Source organism: Pseudomonas kilonensis, from assembly GCF_001269885.1.
Classification (GTDB): domain Bacteria; phylum Pseudomonadota; class Gammaproteobacteria; order Pseudomonadales; family Pseudomonadaceae; genus Aquipseudomonas; species Aquipseudomonas kilonensis.
The window spans coordinates 81,141-98,653 of record NZ_LHVH01000034.1 but is presented as its reverse complement, the minus strand read 5'-3'; the positions used below and the strand labels follow the sequence as shown (position 1 = coordinate 98,653).

Annotated in this window: 18 protein-coding genes; 10 read left to right on the top strand and 8 right to left on the bottom strand. The window is 60.1% G+C overall.

What is annotated here, in order from left to right:
* Positions 1-16 precede the first annotated feature (16 nt).
* From AD662_RS29585 to AD662_RS24595, 5 genes are all read right to left on the bottom strand, one after another.
* The gene (locus tag AD662_RS29585; RefSeq protein ID WP_018601025.1) at positions 17-172 is read right to left on the bottom strand and encodes a hypothetical protein; all 156 of its coding nucleotides are present in this window, start codon (positions 170-172) and stop codon (positions 17-19) included.
* A 491-nt stretch (positions 173-663) separates the two neighbouring features.
* The gene (locus AD662_RS24610) at positions 664-1,155 is read right to left on the bottom strand and encodes a GreA/GreB family elongation factor (protein ID WP_053189883.1); all 492 of its coding nucleotides are present in this window, start codon (positions 1,153-1,155) and stop codon (positions 664-666) included.
* A gap of 71 nt (positions 1,156-1,226) precedes the next feature.
* Complete coding sequence (locus AD662_RS24605) at positions 1,227-1,583, bottom strand: hypothetical protein (RefSeq protein WP_014340290.1); 357 nt, start codon at positions 1,581-1,583, stop codon at positions 1,227-1,229.
* A gap of 104 nt (positions 1,584-1,687) precedes the next feature.
* Complete coding sequence (locus AD662_RS24600; RefSeq protein ID WP_018601019.1) at positions 1,688-3,541, bottom strand: Lnb N-terminal periplasmic domain-containing protein; 1,854 nt, start codon at positions 3,539-3,541, stop codon at positions 1,688-1,690.
* Between the two features lie 88 nt (positions 3,542-3,629).
* Positions 3,630-4,118, bottom strand: a complete 489-nt coding sequence (locus AD662_RS24595; RefSeq protein ID WP_003185616.1) for a DUF3015 domain-containing protein — start codon at positions 4,116-4,118, stop codon at positions 3,630-3,632.
* A 288-nt stretch (positions 4,119-4,406) separates the two neighbouring features.
* Here AD662_RS24595 and AD662_RS24590 point away from each other — a divergent pair, with 288 nt between their 5' ends.
* The 4 genes from AD662_RS24590 (at position 4,407) to bamJ (ending at position 9,012) form a co-directional block, all read left to right on the top strand.
* Positions 4,407-6,845, top strand: a complete 2,439-nt coding sequence (locus AD662_RS24590; RefSeq protein WP_014340288.1) for a Lon protease family protein — start codon at positions 4,407-4,409, stop codon at positions 6,843-6,845.
* A gap of 382 nt (positions 6,846-7,227) precedes the next feature.
* Positions 7,228-7,569: a PA4575 family protein gene (locus tag AD662_RS24585; protein ID WP_013694243.1), complete on the top strand. Its 342-nt coding sequence runs from the start codon at positions 7,228-7,230 to the stop codon at positions 7,567-7,569.
* 132 nt (positions 7,570-7,701) lie between these two features.
* The gene (locus tag AD662_RS24580) at positions 7,702-8,190 is read left to right on the top strand and encodes a TIGR00645 family protein (RefSeq protein WP_018601016.1); all 489 of its coding nucleotides are present in this window, start codon (positions 7,702-7,704) and stop codon (positions 8,188-8,190) included.
* Between the two features lie 204 nt (positions 8,191-8,394).
* Positions 8,395-9,012, top strand: coding sequence for a BamJ family beta-barrel-assembly machinery protein (bamJ, locus tag AD662_RS24575; RefSeq protein WP_018601015.1), 618 nt, complete (start codon positions 8,395-8,397; stop codon positions 9,010-9,012).
* Between the two features lie 125 nt (positions 9,013-9,137).
* Here bamJ and AD662_RS24570 read toward each other — a convergent pair whose 3' ends face one another.
* The 3 genes from AD662_RS24570 to AD662_RS24560 form a co-directional block, all read right to left on the bottom strand.
* Entirely contained in the window at positions 9,138-9,395 is a 258-nt protein-coding gene (locus AD662_RS24570) for a PA4570 family protein (RefSeq protein WP_018601014.1), read from the bottom strand.
* Between the two features lie 206 nt (positions 9,396-9,601).
* Complete coding sequence (locus tag AD662_RS24565) at positions 9,602-9,943, bottom strand: zinc ribbon domain-containing protein YjdM (protein ID WP_018601013.1); 342 nt, start codon at positions 9,941-9,943, stop codon at positions 9,602-9,604.
* Between the two features lie 205 nt (positions 9,944-10,148).
* Positions 10,149-11,117 (bottom strand): polyprenyl synthetase family protein, encoded by a 969-nt coding sequence (locus tag AD662_RS24560; protein ID WP_018601012.1) that lies wholly within the window; start codon positions 11,115-11,117, stop codon positions 10,149-10,151.
* A gap of 239 nt (positions 11,118-11,356) precedes the next feature.
* Between AD662_RS24560 and rplU the strand changes: the two genes are divergently transcribed.
* From rplU to AD662_RS24530, 6 genes are all read left to right on the top strand, one after another.
* Complete coding sequence (gene rplU / locus AD662_RS24555) at positions 11,357-11,671, top strand: 50S ribosomal protein L21 (protein ID WP_003176051.1); 315 nt, start codon at positions 11,357-11,359, stop codon at positions 11,669-11,671.
* Between the two features lie 35 nt (positions 11,672-11,706).
* Positions 11,707-11,964, top strand: a complete 258-nt coding sequence (rpmA, locus tag AD662_RS24550; protein ID WP_003176049.1) for a 50S ribosomal protein L27 — start codon at positions 11,707-11,709, stop codon at positions 11,962-11,964.
* Between the two features lie 190 nt (positions 11,965-12,154).
* Complete coding sequence (cgtA, locus tag AD662_RS24545; RefSeq protein WP_018600990.1) at positions 12,155-13,378, top strand: Obg family GTPase CgtA; 1,224 nt, start codon at positions 12,155-12,157, stop codon at positions 13,376-13,378.
* Between the two features lie 327 nt (positions 13,379-13,705).
* Positions 13,706-14,824: a glutamate 5-kinase gene (gene proB / locus AD662_RS24540; RefSeq protein ID WP_018600988.1), complete on the top strand. Its 1,119-nt coding sequence runs from the start codon at positions 13,706-13,708 to the stop codon at positions 14,822-14,824.
* Positions 14,825-14,833: 9 nt separating this feature from the next.
* Entirely contained in the window at positions 14,834-15,289 is a 456-nt protein-coding gene (locus AD662_RS24535; protein ID WP_003205733.1) for a CreA family protein, read from the top strand.
* Positions 15,290-15,370: 81 nt separating this feature from the next.
* Positions 15,371-17,407, top strand: a complete 2,037-nt coding sequence (locus AD662_RS24530) for a toxin-antitoxin system YwqK family antitoxin (RefSeq protein WP_053189882.1) — start codon at positions 15,371-15,373, stop codon at positions 17,405-17,407.
* The last annotated feature ends 106 nt before the right edge of the window (positions 17,408-17,513 follow it).

The following is a 17,513-nucleotide window of genomic DNA, read 5'->3' as shown; positions in this document are numbered from 1 at the left end:
GGTCAGTCAGGCGCTATTAACACCCGATTGTCGAACAGCCAATGTTGGTGCAGGTTCCGAAGGTGTTGCATTCCATCGTCGTTGCCAGGATCTCGCCGGTGTTGGCGGGCGCTTGATAGGCGTTGAACTCGAAATCGAAGTCGCCGGACATGTTCAGGATTTTTTCGCTCATAGGTAGTTCCTCATCAGGTTATACAATCTAATACAGTGACCAGCGGTCAATCGGGTGCCGGAAAGCACCCGAGCTGTAGGATGTAATGAAGTTACTTAGGGGGATTAGGAGGTATCAAATACCTGCGCTGCAGGTTATTACAGGGTTTAACAAGAAATCGCGGTGCACTCTATGGTGCCGCATTTGATAATGGTCAACGCCGCTGATTCGATACCGAGGTTGTTCACCTGTGGGTAGGATTTTAGGTCGCTGTCGAAGTCACCAGGCATTGCCAATATTCGTTCGCTCATTATGTATTTCCCTTTTGTTGTGCACGGGTTGAAGTGCGGGAAAACAGTAGCACGCTGTTGGTTTAACACAAATTTGTCGTTATAACTTTATGTTGCGGTTACATGTTGCTATAGGTGTATAAGTCAGTGTTCTCTAGTTGCAGTTCGACGGAGCTGGTGCGCGTTCTTGTCACCGCACCGACAAAAGTCTGTCGACCAGGATCACTCAAGGTCGATAGCAATGACTTCAATGATGAGATTCCCGGCTGGCCGCTCCCAAGTCACCTCATCCCCTGGCTTGGCCCCCAGCAACGCCCGCCCCAGCGGCGAGCCCCAGTTGATCAGCCCATTGGCCGCATCGGCCTGGTCTTCCCCGACCAATTGCACCCGCTGCTCATGATCATGCTCATCGACAAAGGTCACCCAGTGTCCGATCCGCACTTGATCGGATGAAGTCGGCGCAACAACCTGGGCGCTTTGCAGGCGCTGCGTGAAATAGCGCAGATCCCGTTCAAGGTCGGCGATCCGCTGCTTGTCGGCCAGTTCCCCTTGGCTCGCCGGCTGGCCGTGCAGCGCCTGCAACTCGGCGACCCGGGCCTGTAGCTGGGCCAGTCCGGTGGGTGTGACGTAGTTGGGTTGCGCGCTGACCTGGCGTTCGACCGGCTGGTCGGCCTGGGCAGCGGCGTTGTCTTCGTTGACGAAGGCGCGACTCATGGCGTTCTCCTCTAGTTGGAGTTTTGGCCATGATCGCAGGCTTTTGGTTTCGACGAATGTCTGTACGCGACTTACGGCGAGCGATAAGCCCGGGCGGCGTCCTGGTCTTTCTGTTGCTGCCAGGCCCGTTCACGTTCGTCCCAATGGCGTTCGCGATAGGCATTACGCTCTTCGCTCTCGCGCATGGCCTGGCACTGGCGGAAACCATCGCTCCAGCCTTCGGCGTAGCGCGGATCCTTGAGGTAACGCGGCACGTCTTTCCTGAATTGGCCGGTGATCACCCCGGCGGCTTGCCGGCCACTGCTGCAACCGTCGTCGTAGCCGTCGGCGAACGCTGGTGGATAACCCCGGGCGATCAGGTCTTCGTGGGTGGTTTCACAGCCACCGAGCAACATCAACACACTCAGGACCACTGCCGCACGCTTCATTTCTGCTTTCCTGCCGAATCCCGCTCATACAAGAAGTCTAGGAGTGGATTCGTCAGTAAGGCGTGAAAGCGCGGTGATTAATCCGTTCGTTGCGCCTGCCTTTGTCAGTAGTGGTACCACTTCACCTCGAGCATCACCTCGTTCTCCGGCGAGGCCAATTGGCTGAATTCTCGCTGGGCACTCAGGCGCAGGCCCAGGTTGCGGGACAATTCCCATTGCTGATTGAGGCTCAGGCTGCGACGCACTTCGCCGTTGACGAAATAATCACCCTTGGCTTCCAGGCTCAGGTTGCCCAGCGGGTTTTTCCACAACACACCGCTGTTGAAACCGGCAGCCGGGGCGATGAATTGGGCGAAGTCGTTGTTGTGCTCGACCCGCACCGTGCCCAGGGCAAAGCCCAGCACCTCTTCGCCCAGCGCCCAGGTGCCACCCGCGCCGCCGTTGACGTGGCTGACCAGGGTTTCGTCGTCGTGTTTGCCTGGCACCCGCTCCAGGCCGCCGGTGACCTGCCAGGACAGCGGTTGCAGCAGCTCGTTGCGTGGGGTCAGGGAGCGAATGGTCGCCAGGTCCAGTTGTTGCACCTGCCAGTCATTGCCTTCGTACTGGCGCAGTTTCAATTGCAGGATTTCGATCTGTGCGCCCAAGGGGAAGCTCTCGACGTTGTCGTTGAGATCGTGATAGGCCATGCGCAAGCCATACTCACCGAACGCCCGGTCGCCTCGCGTGCCGAGGCCGGCCTGCCAGGTGCGCGATTGGTGACCGTCCTCGGGCAGGCCCGGTTGCGGGATATCGAGTTCCGGCGCGGGGTTCTGATTGATCGCCCGCAACAGTTCGAAACTGCGCTGGGAGCGCTGCGGATCGCGCTCCTGGCCGTTGGCGCGATAGCGCTCCAGGCGATAGGCCGCATCGATGACCAGCGCCTGGCGTTTGCGCGGCAGCGCCTTGAAGCCGGGGGCTTGCAGTTGCTGCTGGTCGGCGCTGACTTTCAGTACCCATTGCTGTTCATCGTCGCTGAGCGGTTCGGCGCGGCTGAGCAGTTCCCGTTCACGGGACGGTCGATACTGGATGCTTTCCACCAGGCCAGCTTCTTTCACTGCCTTGACGGTGTCGGTGGGAATCGCGGTCAGCGGGAACTGTTCAGTCAGGCGCAGGCTAGGGCGAGCCACTTGCAGCAATTCGAGCAGGCGATAGGAGCAGTTTTCGTCGAAGAAAAAATAGTCGAACTGGATCTGCTTGAGTTCCCAGACGTGCTCGACCATGCGCTCGGTTTCCGCCTGGCTCAGGTTCAGGCGATATTCCCACAGGTCGCGGTTCTCCAGGCTACGGTACTCGGAGAGTTTTTCCTGGTACGGCACCAGGGCGAACAGGCCGGGATAGCCGCCCATCAGGCCCTTCCAGGCATAGAGGATGCTGTTGTCCGAGCCTTCGATGTAGGCGCCGAAATTGATCGCATAGCTGAGCAGGGCGGTCTTGTCGCTTTGCACATCGGCCTGGTCGATGCGCAGCAGGGTGTGGCCGAACATCGAGGAGGGACTGTTCAGGTACGCAGCGGGGAAGATCATCACCGCGCTGTGGGGCGAGACGTCCTTGAACCATTGGTTGAAGTCGCTGCAGTCAACGGCCGGCAGATCCGTCAGGTTGAGCTGGGCCTTGAGCCAGCGCGTTCGCGCCGGGTACACGCACTGGGCATGCTGCTGGCCGGCGCTGGCCGGGCCGTACAGGGCTTTTAGCGTGGCGCTCAGTTCACGCTCGGGATGTTCGTTGCCATCGGGCGCGAGGAAGAATTTCTTGTCGCTGATATAGCTGCGCCAACCGCCGAGCTTGGCGGTTTCGTAGTGGCCCAGGGAAATCCAGAAGCGGTCATTGGCCAGTTGCTGCAAACGTTGAGGGTCGACATGAGGCGCGGCGGACAGCGGGGCGCACACACAGAGCGCCAGCCAGGCAAGGCGTTTGAGCATAGTCGGCTACTTGGAAAGGCGAAAAATAAAGACCGAAGGGGCCCCAAAAAGAAAACCCGCTCCCCGAGAGGAGCGAGTGGTGTCGAGCTTAAGCTTGAGTGGCGTACTTGGCCAGGCGAGGATCGCTTTTCAGCACGGCCAGGGTGTTGGTATGCACGTCTTCGGCGGTCACGTCAGCCTTGCTGAAGATCTGCTGGAAGTGCTCGTGGGTGACGGCGGAGAAATGTGCGCGGTCTTCCGGCGCTACACCCAGTACCACGGCATAGGTGGTCAGCGCTTCGCCTTGACCCTTGGCCATGTCTTCGGACAGCTCGTTCATCATGCCATTCATGGCCAGCCAGGACTTGCCACCGTAGGTCAGTGCCGCGTTGGTCGAGCAACCGTTGGTGCCGGATGTCATGCCGAAGGTAGCGTTACCGGAAGTGCCGTTGGTAGTGGATGCCAGGAAGTGTGCCGGAGTGCCACGCTGACCTTCGAACAGCATGTTGCCCCAGCCGCAATCCGGGCCGCCCGGCGCCTGAGCCATGGCGTTGATGGATACAGCGGTGAAGAGAGTACCGAGAAGAATCCGTTTCATAGCTATGTTCTCTTTATGTGCATACCGATGGACAGGGTCTGGCACCTTCGTTCCTGTTGAGCTAAGCGCCAGTGGGCCGGTTATTGTTCCAGCCGCGCAGTTTGGAGTTTAGGCACGATCCTGGGGTTCCGTGACATTTTGCAAAAACATTGCTGGGGATCGCCTGTCTGCTGGGCCCCGCCCGAGGTTTTCCCATTGACTATGCTTTGGGCAGAGGCGCTCCTTGCCAGTCAGGTACAGGCAGCGCCAGAATGCCGCTATCTGCCCCGCCTGATGTAAGGAAGCCCGATGCCTGATCCTGTTGCTGCCAGCTTGCGTCTAGCGCCCGAAGCGCTGACCCGTCCGTTTTCCGCTGAACAGTTCAGCTTCTCTACCACCAATGATCTGGAGCCCTTCCGCGGTGTGCTTGGCCAGGAACGTGCGGTCGAAGCCTTGCAGTTCGGCGTGGCCATGCCGCGCCCCGGTTACAACGTATTCGTCATGGGTGAGCCCGGCACTGGCCGGTTTTCGTTCGTCAAACGCTACCTCAAGGCCGAAGGCAAGCGCCTGCAGACCCCGGCGGACTGGGTCTACGTCAACAACTTCGATGAGCCCCGCGAACCCCGTGCCCTGGAACTGCCGTCAGGCACGGCCGGTGCTTTCATCACCGACATCAACGGCCTGATCGACAACCTGCTGGCGACCTTCCCGGCGGTGTTCGAGCACCCGTCCTATCAGCAGAAGAAAAGCGCCATCGACCGCGCCTTCAACCAGCGCTACGACCGCGCCCTGGATGTGATCGAGCGCCTGGCGCTGGAGAAGGATGTCGCGCTGTACCGTGACAGCAGCAACATCGCCTTCACGCCGATGAGCGAAGGCAAGGCCCTGGATGAAGCGGAATTCGCCCAGTTGCCGGAAGCCGAGCGCGAGCGTTTCCATGAGGACATCTCGGGCCTGGAAGAGCGCTTGAACGAAGAGCTCGCCAGCCTGCCGCAATGGAAGCGCGAGTCCAGCAACCAGTTGCGCCACCTCAACGAAGAAACCATCACCCTGGCCCTGCAACCGTTGCTGGCACCCTTGTCGGAGAAATACGCAGAGAACGCTGCGGTCTGCGGCTACCTGCAGGCCATGCAGGTCTATCTGCTCAAGACCGTGGTCGAGCAATTGGTGGACGACAGCAAGACCGACGCCATCGCCCGCAAGCTGCTGGAGGAACAGTACGCCCCGAGCCTGGTGGTCGGGCATCCGTTCAGTGGCGGCGCGCCAGTGGTGTTCGAGCCGCACCCGACTTACGACAACCTGTTTGGTCGCATCGAATACAGCACCGACCAGGGCGCGCTCTACACCACCTACCGGCAGTTGCGTCCGGGCGCCTTGCACCGGGCCAACGGCGGTTTCCTGATTCTGGAAGCGGAAAAAATGCTCGGTGAGCCGTTTGTGTGGGATGCGCTCAAGCGTGCCCTGCAATCGCGCAAGCTGAAAATGGAATCGCCGTTGGGTGAGCTGGGTCGGCTGGCCACGGTGACCCTGACGCCGCAGCACATCCCGTTGCAGGTCAAGGTCGTGATCATTGGCGCCCGCCAGCTCTACTACGCCTTGCAGGACCTGGATCCGGACTTCCAGGAAATGTTTCGCGTGCTGGTGGATTTCGACGAAGACATCCCAATGGGCGACGAGAGCCTGGAGCAGTTCGCCCAGTTGCTCAAGACCCGCACTTCGGAAGAGGGCATGGCGCCGCTGACCGCCGACGCGGTGGCGCGCCTGGCGACCTACAGTGCGCGTCTGGCCGAACACCAGGGGCGCTTGTCGGCGCGCATCGGTGACCTGTTCCAACTGGTCAGCGAGGCGGATTTCATTCGCCAGCTGGCCGGTGACGAGATGACCGACGCCGGCCACATCGAACGCGCCCTCAAGGCCAAGGCCACCCGTACCGGGCGTGTCTCGGCGCGAATCCTCGACGACATGCTCGCCGGGATCATCCTGATCGACACCGCGGGTGCGGCCGTGGGCAAATGCAACGGGCTGACGGTACTCGAGGTCGGCGACTCTGCGTTTGGTGTACCCGCGCGGATTTCCGCCACGGTGTACCCGGGCGGCAGCGGCATCGTCGACATCGAGCGGGAGGTCAACCTCGGCCAGCCGATCCACTCCAAGGGCGTGATGATTCTGACCGGTTACCTGGGTAGCCGTTATGCCCAGGAGTTCCCGCTGGCGATCTCGGCCAGTATCGCGCTGGAGCAGTCCTACGGTTACGTGGACGGCGACAGCGCGTCCCTGGGCGAGGCGTGTACGCTGATCTCGGCCTTGTCGAAGACGCCGCTCAAGCAGTGCTTCGCCATCACCGGCTCGATCAACCAGTTCGGCGAAGTGCAGGCGGTGGGCGGGGTCAACGAGAAGATCGAAGGCTTCTTCCGCCTCTGCGAAGCCCGTGGGCTGACCGGTGAGCAGGGGGCGATCATTCCCCAGGCCAACGTCGCGACCCTGATGCTCGACGAGAAAGTGCTGGCCGCCGTGCGCGCCGGGCAGTTCCACGTCTATGCCGTGCGCCAGGCCGACGAAGCCCTGAGCCTGCTGGTGGGCGAGCCTGCCGGCGAGCCGGACGAAAACGGCGAGTTCCCCGAGGGCAGCGTCAACGCCCGCGTGGTGGAGCGGCTGCGGGTGATCGCGGAGATGATCAGCGAAGACGACATCAAGGAAGCGGAAAAGGAACTGGCACAGCAGGCATTGGCGGAGGCCAAGCCGGCTTGATGTTTTCCTGACCGCAGCAAGCCCCCCTGTGGGAGCTAGCTTGTGGGAGAACAGCCGTGGGAGCAAAGCCTGTGGGAGCAAAGCTTGCTCGCGATAGCGTTTGTCCAGTCAACAGAAATGTTGCATGTGACAACCCCATCGCGAGCAAGCTTTGCTCCCACAGGCTTGCTCTCACAATCAATGTTTTGTGGATTATCACTAAAAAACGCCACCACTTTGGCGTCAATATTCACACTGTGACCGCTCGGCGTATTCTGGTCTCGAAAGTCCTTGCGACCGGAACTTTTCTTCTATCCTCAGCTCAAGGATAACGAGAGCCATCATCGGATCGAAACAGCCTCTTCCCGAGACTGAAATACCGGATCTACCGAGGGGCGCCGCCATGTCGCGCAACCTTTGCCTCACTCGTCAATGCCTGGGCCTTGTCACCCGTATCGAATGCGCCATCCGCCCCCTGGCGGGAGATACCGGTATGTGGACCTTGCTCTTCGCCGCCGGAATGGCTGGCGAACAACCCTCCGCCATCAAGGCCCAGGGGCCATTTCCCGGCCCGACTGCCGCCGAATCCATCCTCGATACCATTGTGCAAAGCCTGACCTTGCACGGCTATGAGCTGGCCGACGACCCGCAGATCTGGTCCCTGCACATGCAAGCCCAACTGCGTGAAATCAATGGCGGCCGTTGTCGCAATGTCGGCGGTTTCGAATTTCGTCCGCTGCATTGAAGGCCATCACCGCACGGGCACCGGCAGTAAAGTTTTGACACAAGGGCAGGGACCAGGGAGGGGCCCGGCATTTGTGGGGCCGGTCGTGGCTGATATACTCGCCGCGATTTTTCAGCCCAGGTGTGAGATTCAATGGAACGCTTTATCGAAAACGCAATGTACGCCTCCCGTTGGCTGCTGGCGCCGATCTACTTCGGTCTGTCCCTGGGCCTGCTGGCCTTGGCGCTGAAATTCTTCCAGGAAGTCTTTCACATCATCCCCAATGTGTTTGCCATGGCCGAGTCCGAGCTGATCCTGGTGCTGCTGTCGTTGATCGACATGGCGCTGGTGGGTGGCCTGCTGGTGATGGTGATGATTTCCGGCTACGAGAACTTCGTTTCGCAGCTGGATATCGCCGACGACAAGGAAAAGCTCAACTGGCTGGGCACCATGGACTCTTCGTCGCTGAAGATGAAAGTCGCTGCCTCGATCGTGGCCATTTCCTCCATCCACCTGCTGCGCATTTTCATGGACGCCAAGAACGTCGATCCCGAGCACCTGATGTGGTACGTGATCATCCACATGACTTTCGTGGTCTCGGCATTTGCCATGGGTTACCTGGACAAACTGACCAAACACTAAGGTCCGTTCACCGCGCTGGCGCAACGCCCGCCTGTAGAATTGCAGGCGGGCGTTGTCGTTTCTGGCGGCTTGCTTTGACGCAGGGTGCTCGTCACCCGTGGTGGCATCTGTGCTAGTCTGCTCGCCCTTTTGGTTCCGGGCGCTCCGGGAGGCGCTGTGTCACGCACGGCAACTCTCGAGCCGTCCGCACAGCGGAGCAGCATCATGTCCGAAGTTAACCTGTCCACCGATGAAACCCGCGTCAGCTACGGCATTGGCCGTCAGTTGGGCGACCAACTGCGCGACAACCCGCCACCGGGCGTGAGCCTGGACGCCATCCTGGTCGGCCTGACCGACGCGTTCGCCGGCAAGCCAAGCCGCGTGGGCCAGGACGAGATGTCCGCCAGCTTCAAGGTCATTCGCGAAATCATGCAAGCCGAAGCCGCTGCCAAAGCTGAAGCCGCTGCTGGCGAAGGCCGTGCGTTCCTGGCCGAAAACGCCAAGCGTGAAGGCATCACCACCCTGGCGTCCGGCCTGCAATTCGAAGTGCTGACCCAAGGTGAAGGCGCCCAGCCGACCCGTGAAGACCAGGTGCGTACCCATTACCACGGCACCCTGATCGACGGCACCGTGTTCGACAGCTCCTACGATCGTGGTCAGCCAGCCGAATTCCCGGTAGGCGGCGTGATCCCAGGCTGGACCGAAGCCCTGCAACTGATGAACGCCGGCAGCAAATGGCGCCTGTACGTGCCGAGCGAACTGGCTTACGGTGCTCAAGGCGTTGGCAGCATTCCACCGCACAGCGTGCTGGTGTTTGACGTCGAGTTGTTGGACGTACTGTAAGACATCAACGCTTAAACAGACTTTTGTGGGAGCGAGCCTGCTCGCGATGGCGGTCAGTCAGTCGATATCGATGTTGAATGACACACCGCTTCGCGAGCAGGCTCGCTCCCACAGGGTTTGATGCTTCATCCGTGGAACCTGCCGCTGAAATCACCCGTCGGGCGCAACGCCCGGGCGTAGCAGAACAGGAACAGATTGCGCACCAGCTCCTTGAGCACCAACGGTTCGCTGGAATTGAGGCTGTTGAGGTCCAGATCCCCCTGGTCCTGCAGTTCGCTCAAGGCTTCTTCTTCAAGCACCGCACAGACTTCCCCGGTTTCCCGATGCAGGATCCTGAGGTAGGGATGTGGGCGGTCCAGCCAGGCATCGATCAAATAAGTCATGGTTCTCATCTCCTTGATGGGGTTCGATGAGAATAATTCTTATTCGCTAAATAGCAAGTCTCTATTGGCGTTGCGATTGTTTTTCTGACGATGGGTTATGGCAGCTCAGGACGGCTGGCACTTGGCTAATGTCCGGGAAATGGGGGCGAAGCGCAGAGGACGAAGCTCCATCCCACACGCGGGGCGTGGGATGGGATACAGCAGAATCAGACTTTTCTGACGAACTCGGATTTGAGTTTCATCGGGCCGATGCCGTCGATCTTGCAGTCGATGTCGTGGTCGCCATCGCACAGGCGGATGTTCTTGACCTTGGTGCCGACCTTGACCACCAGCGACGTGCCCTTGACCTTGAGGTCCTTGATCACGGTGATGGTGTCGCCGTCCTGCAGGACGTTGCCGACCGAATCTTTCTTCACGGTATCGTCGGGCGCCGCTTCAGCTTCGCCGCTGGCGGACCATTCGTGGGCACACTCCGGGCAGACCAGTTGGGTACCGTCTTCGTAGGTGTATTCGGAATTGCATTTCGGGCAGGGAGGCAACGTGCTCACTAAGGTTCCTTGGGTATCAGGAGGGCAAAAGGGCGCACATTATATAGGGTTTTGTTGCGAAAGAGGGCGGTGCTGCGTTTGGAGATCTTACGGCGAGGGATTTGTGGGAGCAAAGCGTGCTCGCGATGGCGGCGATGCGATCCTTCAGAGACCGAGTCGCCGGTATCGCGGGCAAGCCTTGCTCCCACAAAAAGCCCCTTGTGGATCAGTGCGTACGCGCCACTGCAAACTCGCTCAGCTCCACCAGCGCATCGCGGTATTCGCTGGGCGGCAGGGCGTCGAGGCATTTGATCGCGCGGGCAACGTAGTCCCGGGCCAGGTTCGCGGTGTAGTCCAGCGAGCCGGAGGCTTCGACCGCGACACGGATGCTTTCCAGGTCTTCGATCCCGCCTTTCTGGATCGCCTGGCGTACCAGTGCTGCCTGTTCAGGCGTGCCCTCACGCATGGTGTAGATCAGCGGCAGGGTCGGCTTGCCTTCGGCCAGGTCGTCACCGACGTTCTTGCCCAGGGTCTCGGCGTCGCCCTTGTAGTCGAGCAGGTCGTCCACCAACTGGAAAGCCACGCCCAGGTGGTCGCCGAAGGTGCGCAGGGCTTCGCTCTGCTCGGCGCTGGCACCGGCCAGGGCCGCGGCGCTGTGGGTCGAGGCTTCGAAGAGCATCGCGGTCTTGCCGCGGATGACTTCCATGTAGGTTTCTTCGGTGGTGCTGGCATCGCGCACCTTGGACAACTGCAGCACTTCGCCTTCGGCGATGATACGCGTGGCCTGGGACAGGATTTTCATCACCGGCATCGAGCCCAGCTCGACCATCATTTCGAACGAGCGCGAATACAGGAAGTCGCCTACCAGCACGCTGGGAGCATTGCCCCACATGGCGTTGGCGGTCGAACGGCCACGCCGCATGCCGGACATGTCGACCACGTCGTCGTGCAGCAGGGTCGCGGTGTGCAGGAACTCGATGGTGGCGGCCAGCAGGCGCATGTCGTCGCCTTCGCGACCCAGGGCCTTGCCGCACAACAGCACCAATAAAGGACGCAGGCGTTTACCGCCGGCCGATGTGATGTAGTCGCCGATTTTCGATACCAGCGGCACTCGGGAAGTCAGCTGCTTCTTGATGATGCCGTCGACGGCGCTAAAATCGTCCGCCACCGCGCGGTAGAAAGCTTGGGGTTGCATCAGCGACAGGTGCTCCAGAAGGGTTGCGCGGCATGCTAGGACCCCCACCCAGGCCTGTCAAGGCGCGATGGACGGCTACTTGCAAGGCTGTTGCGCCTTGCGTACAATCGCGCACCCTGAACTTCCTGGGCAGCACCTGCCTTACGCAATTGCACCAGGGCCTTCCAGCCCATGCAGCCATGCCAGCCAATACCTCTTCTTATAAAGCGCTGGGTGAGCAGGATTATCGGAGAAATACCATGTCGTACGCAGTAATTGTTACTGGTGGCAAGCAATACAAGGTCGCCCCAGGTGAATACCTGAAGATCGAAAAACTGGAAATCGCTACCGGCGAATCCGTGACTTTTGATCGCGTTCTGTTGGTCGCCAATGGCGACGACGTGAATATCGGCGCTCCAGTCGTTGCTGGCGCTACCGTTGTGGCTGAAGTGATCTCCCAAGGTCGTCACGATAAAGTCCGCATCATCAAGTTCCGTCGCCGTAAGCACCACATGAAGCGTATGGGCCACCGCCAGTGGTACACCGAGATCAAAATCACCGGTATTCAGGCTTAATTTCAGCCTAATTCCTCACTAGGAGAATTGAACTCATGGCACACAAAAAAGCTGGTGGTAGTACCCGTAACGGTCGCGACTCAGAAGCCAAACGCCTTGGCGTGAAGATGTATGGCGGCCAGAAAATCATTCCGGGCAACATCATCGTGCGTCAGCGCGGCACCCAATTCCACGCCGGTTACGGTGTTGGCATGGGTAAAGATCACACCCTCTTCGCGAAAATCGAAGGCGTGATCAAGTTTGAAGTAAAGGGCGCGTTCAACCGCCGTTACGTGAGCGTTGTCGCAGCTTAATTGCGAGATCGCTGGAAAAGCCCTGTCTTGCGACGGGGCTTTTTCGTTTGTGGGGTGAGTCTCTTGCAAAACTGTTTGTATGGGCTGTCGGCGCTGCGGTTGGGGCGTGTCATCAGGTCGCTGCGCTCATTTTTGCAAGAGTCTTATGTCTTGTTTTTTTGGCTCGTCCGTATGGCGAGAGGCGTGTGTCATGAAGTTTGTTGATGAAGTATCGATTCGAGTAAAGGCCGGCGACGGCGGCAATGGTTGCATGAGTTTCCGTCGGGAAAAGTTCATTGAAAACGGTGGCCCGAACGGCGGTGACGGGGGCGACGGCGGCTCGATCTACATGCTCGCCGACGAAAACCTCAACACCCTGGTGGACTACCGTTACACCCGGCACTTCGATGCCGAGCGTGGCTCCAACGGCGGCAGCACCGACTGCACCGGCAAGAAGGGCGAAGACCTGATCCTGCGCGTGCCAGTCGGCACCACGGTGATCGATTCGGCCACCCAGGAAGTGATTGGCGACCTGACCAAGGCTGGTCAGCGTCTGCTGGTCGTCCATGGCGGCTGGCACGGCCTGGGCAACACCCGCTTCAAATCCAGTACCAACCGTGCGCCGCGCCAGACCACGCCAGGCAAGCCAGGCGAGCAGCGTGACCTGAAGCTGGAAATGAAGGTGCTGGCCGACGTGGGCCTGCTGGGTCTGCCGAACGCCGGTAAAAGTACCTTCATTCGCTCGGTGTCGGCGGCCAAGCCGAAAGTGGCCGATTACCCGTTTACCACCCTGGTGCCGAACCTGGGCGTGGTCAGCGTCGACCGCTGGAAGAGTTTCGTAATCGCCGACATTCCAGGGTTGATCGAGGGGGCTTCCGAGGGCGCAGGCCTGGGGATTCGTTTCCTCAAGCACTTGTCCCGTACCCGTCTGTTGCTGCACCTCGTGGACATGGCGCCGCTGGATGAAACCAGTGCCGCCGATGCCGCCGAAGTCATCGTCAACGAACTGACCAAGTTCAGCCCGGCCCTGGCCGAGCGCGATCGTTGGCTGGTGCTGAACAAGTGCGACCAGATCCTTGAAGAAGAGCATGAGGAGCGGGTCAAGGAAATCGTCGATCGCCTGGAGTGGGAAGGTCCGGTCTACGTGATCTCGGCCATCGCCAAAGACGGTACCGAGCGCCTGTGCCACGACATCATGCGTTACCTGGAAGATCGCGCCGACCGCCTGGCCAACGATCCGGCCTACAAGGAAGAGCTGGCCGAGCTCGACCAGCGAATCGAAGATGAGGCCCGTGCCCAGTTGCAGGCGCTGGACGATCAGCGTGCCCTGCGTCGCAGTGGCGTCAAGTCGGTCCATGACATCGGTGACGACGATTGGGACGAAGAAGATGTGGATGACGAGGACGGTCCGGAAATCATCTACGTCCGCGACTGATCTTGTGCTGATGCCACTTAGCTGAAGCCAGTACCTGTGTGGGCGAATCTGTGGGAGCAAAGCTTGCTCGCGATAGCGGTTTGCAGTCAGCCAATGTGTTGAATGTGACGAGGCCATCGCGAGCAAGCTTTGCTCCCACAGGCTTGATCCTCCCAAGGATTCTCGGGTGGCTGGCATTAACTGGTCCAGTGCGGTGTTATCATCGCAACCAGCCGGTTTCCAAGGCGCCGCTCATTCGAGCGGCGTTTTGGTATCTGTAAAACGCAAATACGAATAATCCCATGGGCGGTGCTGGGTCGCGCCGTTCGCTGGCAAAGGTTGAAGATGATGCGGAGCAAGGTGACGGGTGCGCAGCGCTGGGTCGTGAAGATCGGCAGCGCACTGCTGACGGCAGATGGCAAGGGCCTGGATCGCCAGGCAATGGCGGTGTGGGTCGAGCAGATGGTGGCCTTGCATGAGGCTGGCGTCGAGCTGGTATTGGTCTCTTCCGGGGCTGTGGCCGCCGGTATGAGTCGCCTGGGCTGGACGTCGCGACCCAGCGCGATGCATGAGCTGCAGGCTGCCGCCGCCATCGGCCAGATGGGCCTGGTGCAGGCTTGGGAGTCGAGCTTTGCCGAGCACGGTCGCCATACGGCGCAGATCCTGCTGACCCACGATGACCTGTCCGACCGCAAGCGCTACCTCAATGCCCGCAGTACCTTGCGCGCGCTGGTAGAGCTGAAAGTCATCCCGGTGATCAACGAGAACGACACGGTGGTCACCGACGAGATCCGTTTCGGCGATAACGACACCCTGGCGGCGCTGGTGGCGAACCTGGTGGAGGCGGATCTGCTGGTGATTCTCACGGATCGCGACGGCATGTTCGATGCCGATCCACGCAACAATCCCGACGCCAAGCTGATCTACGAAGCCCGTGCCGACGATCCGGCGCTGGACGCGGTGGCGGGTGGCACGGGTGGTGCGCTGGGCCGTGGTGGCATGCAGACCAAGCTGCGCGCCGCGCGTCTGGCGGCGCGGTCCGGGGCTCACACCATCATCGTGGGTGGGCGCTTGGAGCGGGTGCTGGATCGCTTGAAAGCTGGCGAGCGCATCGGCACCTTGCTCTCCCCGGAGCGCGGCATGTTGGCGGCGCGCAAGCAGTGGCTGGCTGGGCATCTGCAGACTCGTGGCACCTTGGTACTGGATGCCGGTGCGGTGACGGCTCTGTCCCAAGGCAACAAAAGCCTGCTGCCAGTGGGGGTGAAGCTGGTCCAGGGCAGCTTCCGTCGCGGCGAAATGGTGGTGTGCGTGGCTCCGGACGGTCGTGAGATCGCCCGCGGCCTGGCCAACTACAGCGCACTGGAAGCGCAGAAAATCATCGGTCAGTCGTCTGATGCGATTGTCGGTCTGTTGGGTTACATGGCGGAGCCCGAGTTGGTTCACCGTGACAACCTGATCCTCGTCTAAGGAAAAATCATGGGTTTGGCAAAAGGATTAATCGGCTTGCTGCTGGCTGTGCCGCTGCTGGCTTCGGCCGAAGAAATTGGCCAGGTGTCGACGGTGTTCAAGTTTGTCGGGCCCAATGACCGCATTGTGGTCGAGGCGTTCGACGATCCCAAGGTGGATGGCGTGACCTGTTACCTGTCGCGGGCCAAGACTGGCGGTGTAAAAGGCGGCCTGGGCCTGGCCGAGGATCGTGCCGAGGCGTCCATCGCCTGCCGCCAGGTGGGGCCTATCAGCTTCAAGGGTGAGCTCAAGGACGGCGAAGAGGTGTTCCGCGAGCGCACTTCGCTGGTGTTCAAGACCATGCAAGTGGTGCGATTCCTCGACAAGAAACGCAATACGCTGGTGTACCTGGTCTACAGCGATCGCGTGATCGAGGGCAGCCCGCAGAATGCGGTGACGGCTATTCCGATCTTGCCTTGGCGTTAAGTATCGGATGACGAGCGAGCCGATCGGCTCGCTTTTTTTATCTCCATGGATGTGTTGTGCTTTTGGCGCGAAGGGATTCGTATGCGTGCGTTTTTGCTGCTGTTTGTATTGGGTTGTTCCCTTTCCTCCGGGGCCTTGGCGGAACCGTTTTATAACGCCAAGCCCCTGGCTCATCCGCTGATAAAAAGCTCCCAGGAGAGTGGGGCGACGCTGGCGTTTATCCGCGAGGCGGAAGGTGTCGTGGGCTATTCGTGCCTGTGCGATTCGCCGGATGGCGCGCCGCAAGTGCTCGATCGGTATGGCGATGCCAGTGTCGAGTCGGTGTTCTACGCCAACCTCGACAGCGATCTCCAGACGTTGGTCGTGCTGTCACGGGCAAAGGGGCAGTACGCCCTTCATGGTTATCGCTTCGTACCGTCCACCGGTATGTATCGCCGGCTTCAGGCGTTGCAGCCGGTATTGGATCGTATCGCCGCTGATCGTAAGGTCCTCACTGCCGCGCTGGTCCAGAAAGAGCTGGGCAAGTTGCCGCCCTACGATTACAGCGCTGTGTTGCCAAAGACCGGTATCGTTGAATTCGACATGCTCAATCCCGCCGACGGCACGCTGGTGGGGTACTTTGGTGTTGACGGCGTCCCGGCTTCATCGGAGCAGCCAGCGGAGGATCCTCATCGCGACACCTACAAAAAAACGTTCCAGCAGCGCGAGGGACGCTGGCTCACGCTGACTTATGAGCGCGTGCCGCCTCAGGACGAGGATGTGGGCTCTGCCTATCGTGTCAGCAGGATGGCCTGGGAAACCGATCCAGCGGTGTACCAGGGCTCCGAGGATGGGGTGTGGGCGTTCTTGGGTAACGGGCGGCTCTGGGCGCTGGGTTCGTATGCCCAGGGTAAGAGAGTGGGCAAGTGGATGGAGTTCGACGAGTCGGGCTACGCGTCCACCGGCGCCTATGTGGATGGATTGCGTCAGGGGTCGTGGGTCGTCAGTGATGGCGGCACGGTTTCCGAGGGCATGATCGTCGACGATTTCTATGAGGGGCGCTGGACGATCGAGGCGCAGGACGATGAGGGGGCTATCTCCGGCTTCGATACATACAAACACGGCGATTTTGACGGGCCTTCCGAGCGCGTGCGTCATGGTGAGGTGGTCCAGCGCGGCGATTTCGTGGAGGGGATGCAGCACGGTGACTGGAAAATGCCGTGGGGTGAGGGGCGTTACGTGCAAGGTGTCCGAGAAGGCCGTTGGACATTGAAGGTGGAAAGCGGTGGTGTCCAGACCGTCGATTTCGTCGCCGACAAGAAGCAAGGCGAGTTGCGTGAAGTGGACGCCGCAGGGGTGTTACGGCTTGTCGAGCATTACCGCGCGGGTGTGTTGGATGGATTGAAAGAAGCCTATGCGGCGAATGGCAAACTCATCTATTCGGCCAACTACGTCAACGGCCAGATCGAAGGGCGGGCGCTGACCTACACGGACGACGGTGCCGTGCTGCTGTCGGACATCTCGTGGCGTTACGGTTCGCGAGAAGGTGCTTTTCGTCTTTATCATCCCAATGGCCAGCCCGATACGGTGGCAACGTACGAGGGGGATGAGCCCATTGGTAACGTGCAGTCATTTGATGCGACAGGGGTGCTGATCGCGGACAGGAACTATTGCCACGTGCCTGATGGGAAATACACCCGTATCAAGCTTTGCGGCAAGCAGCGCGGGGCTTTCAACGACGGGCATTTCGACTCCGAGAGTGATTACCTGTTCGGCAATGAGCAAAGTGCCCGCCACACCCGGGATGGGCGCAAGGTCCGGGAGGTGCTGTTGGGGCCTGATGATCGCGTGACTCGTAACGAGTACTACCCCAATGGCCAGTTGAAGTTCTCTGAAGCCAAGCAGGGCTTTCGGTTGATAACGGTCGAGGGGCGCGAATACAAGGACTACTCGTACGCCAAGCGCGAAGGTGAGACGGTCTACTATTACCCGACGGGTGTGGTTGAGCGCCGTATGAGCTTCAAGGGCGACAAGATAGTGGGTTGTTATACCGGCTACGACGAGGCGGGTGTGCAGAATTTCCCGCCACCTGGTGGTTGTCCTCCGCCGAAGCCGGTGGTTTTCAATTTTGGGGAATAATGTGGGGGTGAGCCCGTTCCCACAGGGGGATTGTGGTGGGCACAAAATTTATGCCCGCTGAAGACCCAATGTAGGAGCGAGCCTGCTCGCGAAGACGGCTGCACAG

Bases quoted from the DNA above. Each gene is read 5' to 3' on its own strand.
- AD662_RS29585 (WP_018601025.1), bottom strand. From the start codon at position 172: ATGAGCGAAAAAATCCTGAACATGTCCGGCGACTTCGATTTCGAGTTC.
- AD662_RS24610 (WP_053189883.1), bottom strand. From the start codon at position 1,155: ATGAGTCGCGCCTTCGTCAACGAAGACAACGCCGCTGCCCAGGCCGAC.
- AD662_RS24605 (WP_014340290.1), bottom strand. From the start codon at position 1,583: ATGAAGCGTGCGGCAGTGGTCCTGAGTGTGTTGATGTTGCTCGGTGGC.
- AD662_RS24600 (WP_018601019.1), bottom strand. From the start codon at position 3,541: ATGCTCAAACGCCTTGCCTGGCTGGCGCTCTGTGTGTGCGCCCCGCTG.
- AD662_RS24595 (WP_003185616.1), bottom strand. From the start codon at position 4,118: ATGAAACGGATTCTTCTCGGTACTCTCTTCACCGCTGTATCCATCAAC.
- AD662_RS24590 (WP_014340288.1), top strand. From the start codon at position 4,407: ATGCCTGATCCTGTTGCTGCCAGCTTGCGTCTAGCGCCCGAAGCGCTG.
- AD662_RS24585 (WP_013694243.1), top strand. From the start codon at position 7,228: ATGTCGCGCAACCTTTGCCTCACTCGTCAATGCCTGGGCCTTGTCACC.
- AD662_RS24580 (WP_018601016.1), top strand. From the start codon at position 7,702: ATGGAACGCTTTATCGAAAACGCAATGTACGCCTCCCGTTGGCTGCTG.
- bamJ (WP_018601015.1), top strand. From the start codon at position 8,395: ATGTCCGAAGTTAACCTGTCCACCGATGAAACCCGCGTCAGCTACGGC.
- AD662_RS24570 (WP_018601014.1), bottom strand. From the start codon at position 9,395: ATGACTTATTTGATCGATGCCTGGCTGGACCGCCCACATCCCTACCTC.
- AD662_RS24560 (WP_018601012.1), bottom strand. From the start codon at position 11,117: ATGCAACCCCAAGCTTTCTACCGCGCGGTGGCGGACGATTTTAGCGCC.
- rplU (WP_003176051.1), top strand. From the start codon at position 11,357: ATGTCGTACGCAGTAATTGTTACTGGTGGCAAGCAATACAAGGTCGCC.
- rpmA (WP_003176049.1), top strand. From the start codon at position 11,707: ATGGCACACAAAAAAGCTGGTGGTAGTACCCGTAACGGTCGCGACTCA.
- cgtA (WP_018600990.1), top strand. From the start codon at position 12,155: ATGAAGTTTGTTGATGAAGTATCGATTCGAGTAAAGGCCGGCGACGGC.
- proB (WP_018600988.1), top strand. From the start codon at position 13,706: ATGCGGAGCAAGGTGACGGGTGCGCAGCGCTGGGTCGTGAAGATCGGC.
- AD662_RS24535 (WP_003205733.1), top strand. From the start codon at position 14,834: ATGGGTTTGGCAAAAGGATTAATCGGCTTGCTGCTGGCTGTGCCGCTG.
- AD662_RS24530 (WP_053189882.1), top strand. From the start codon at position 15,371: ATGCGTGCGTTTTTGCTGCTGTTTGTATTGGGTTGTTCCCTTTCCTCC.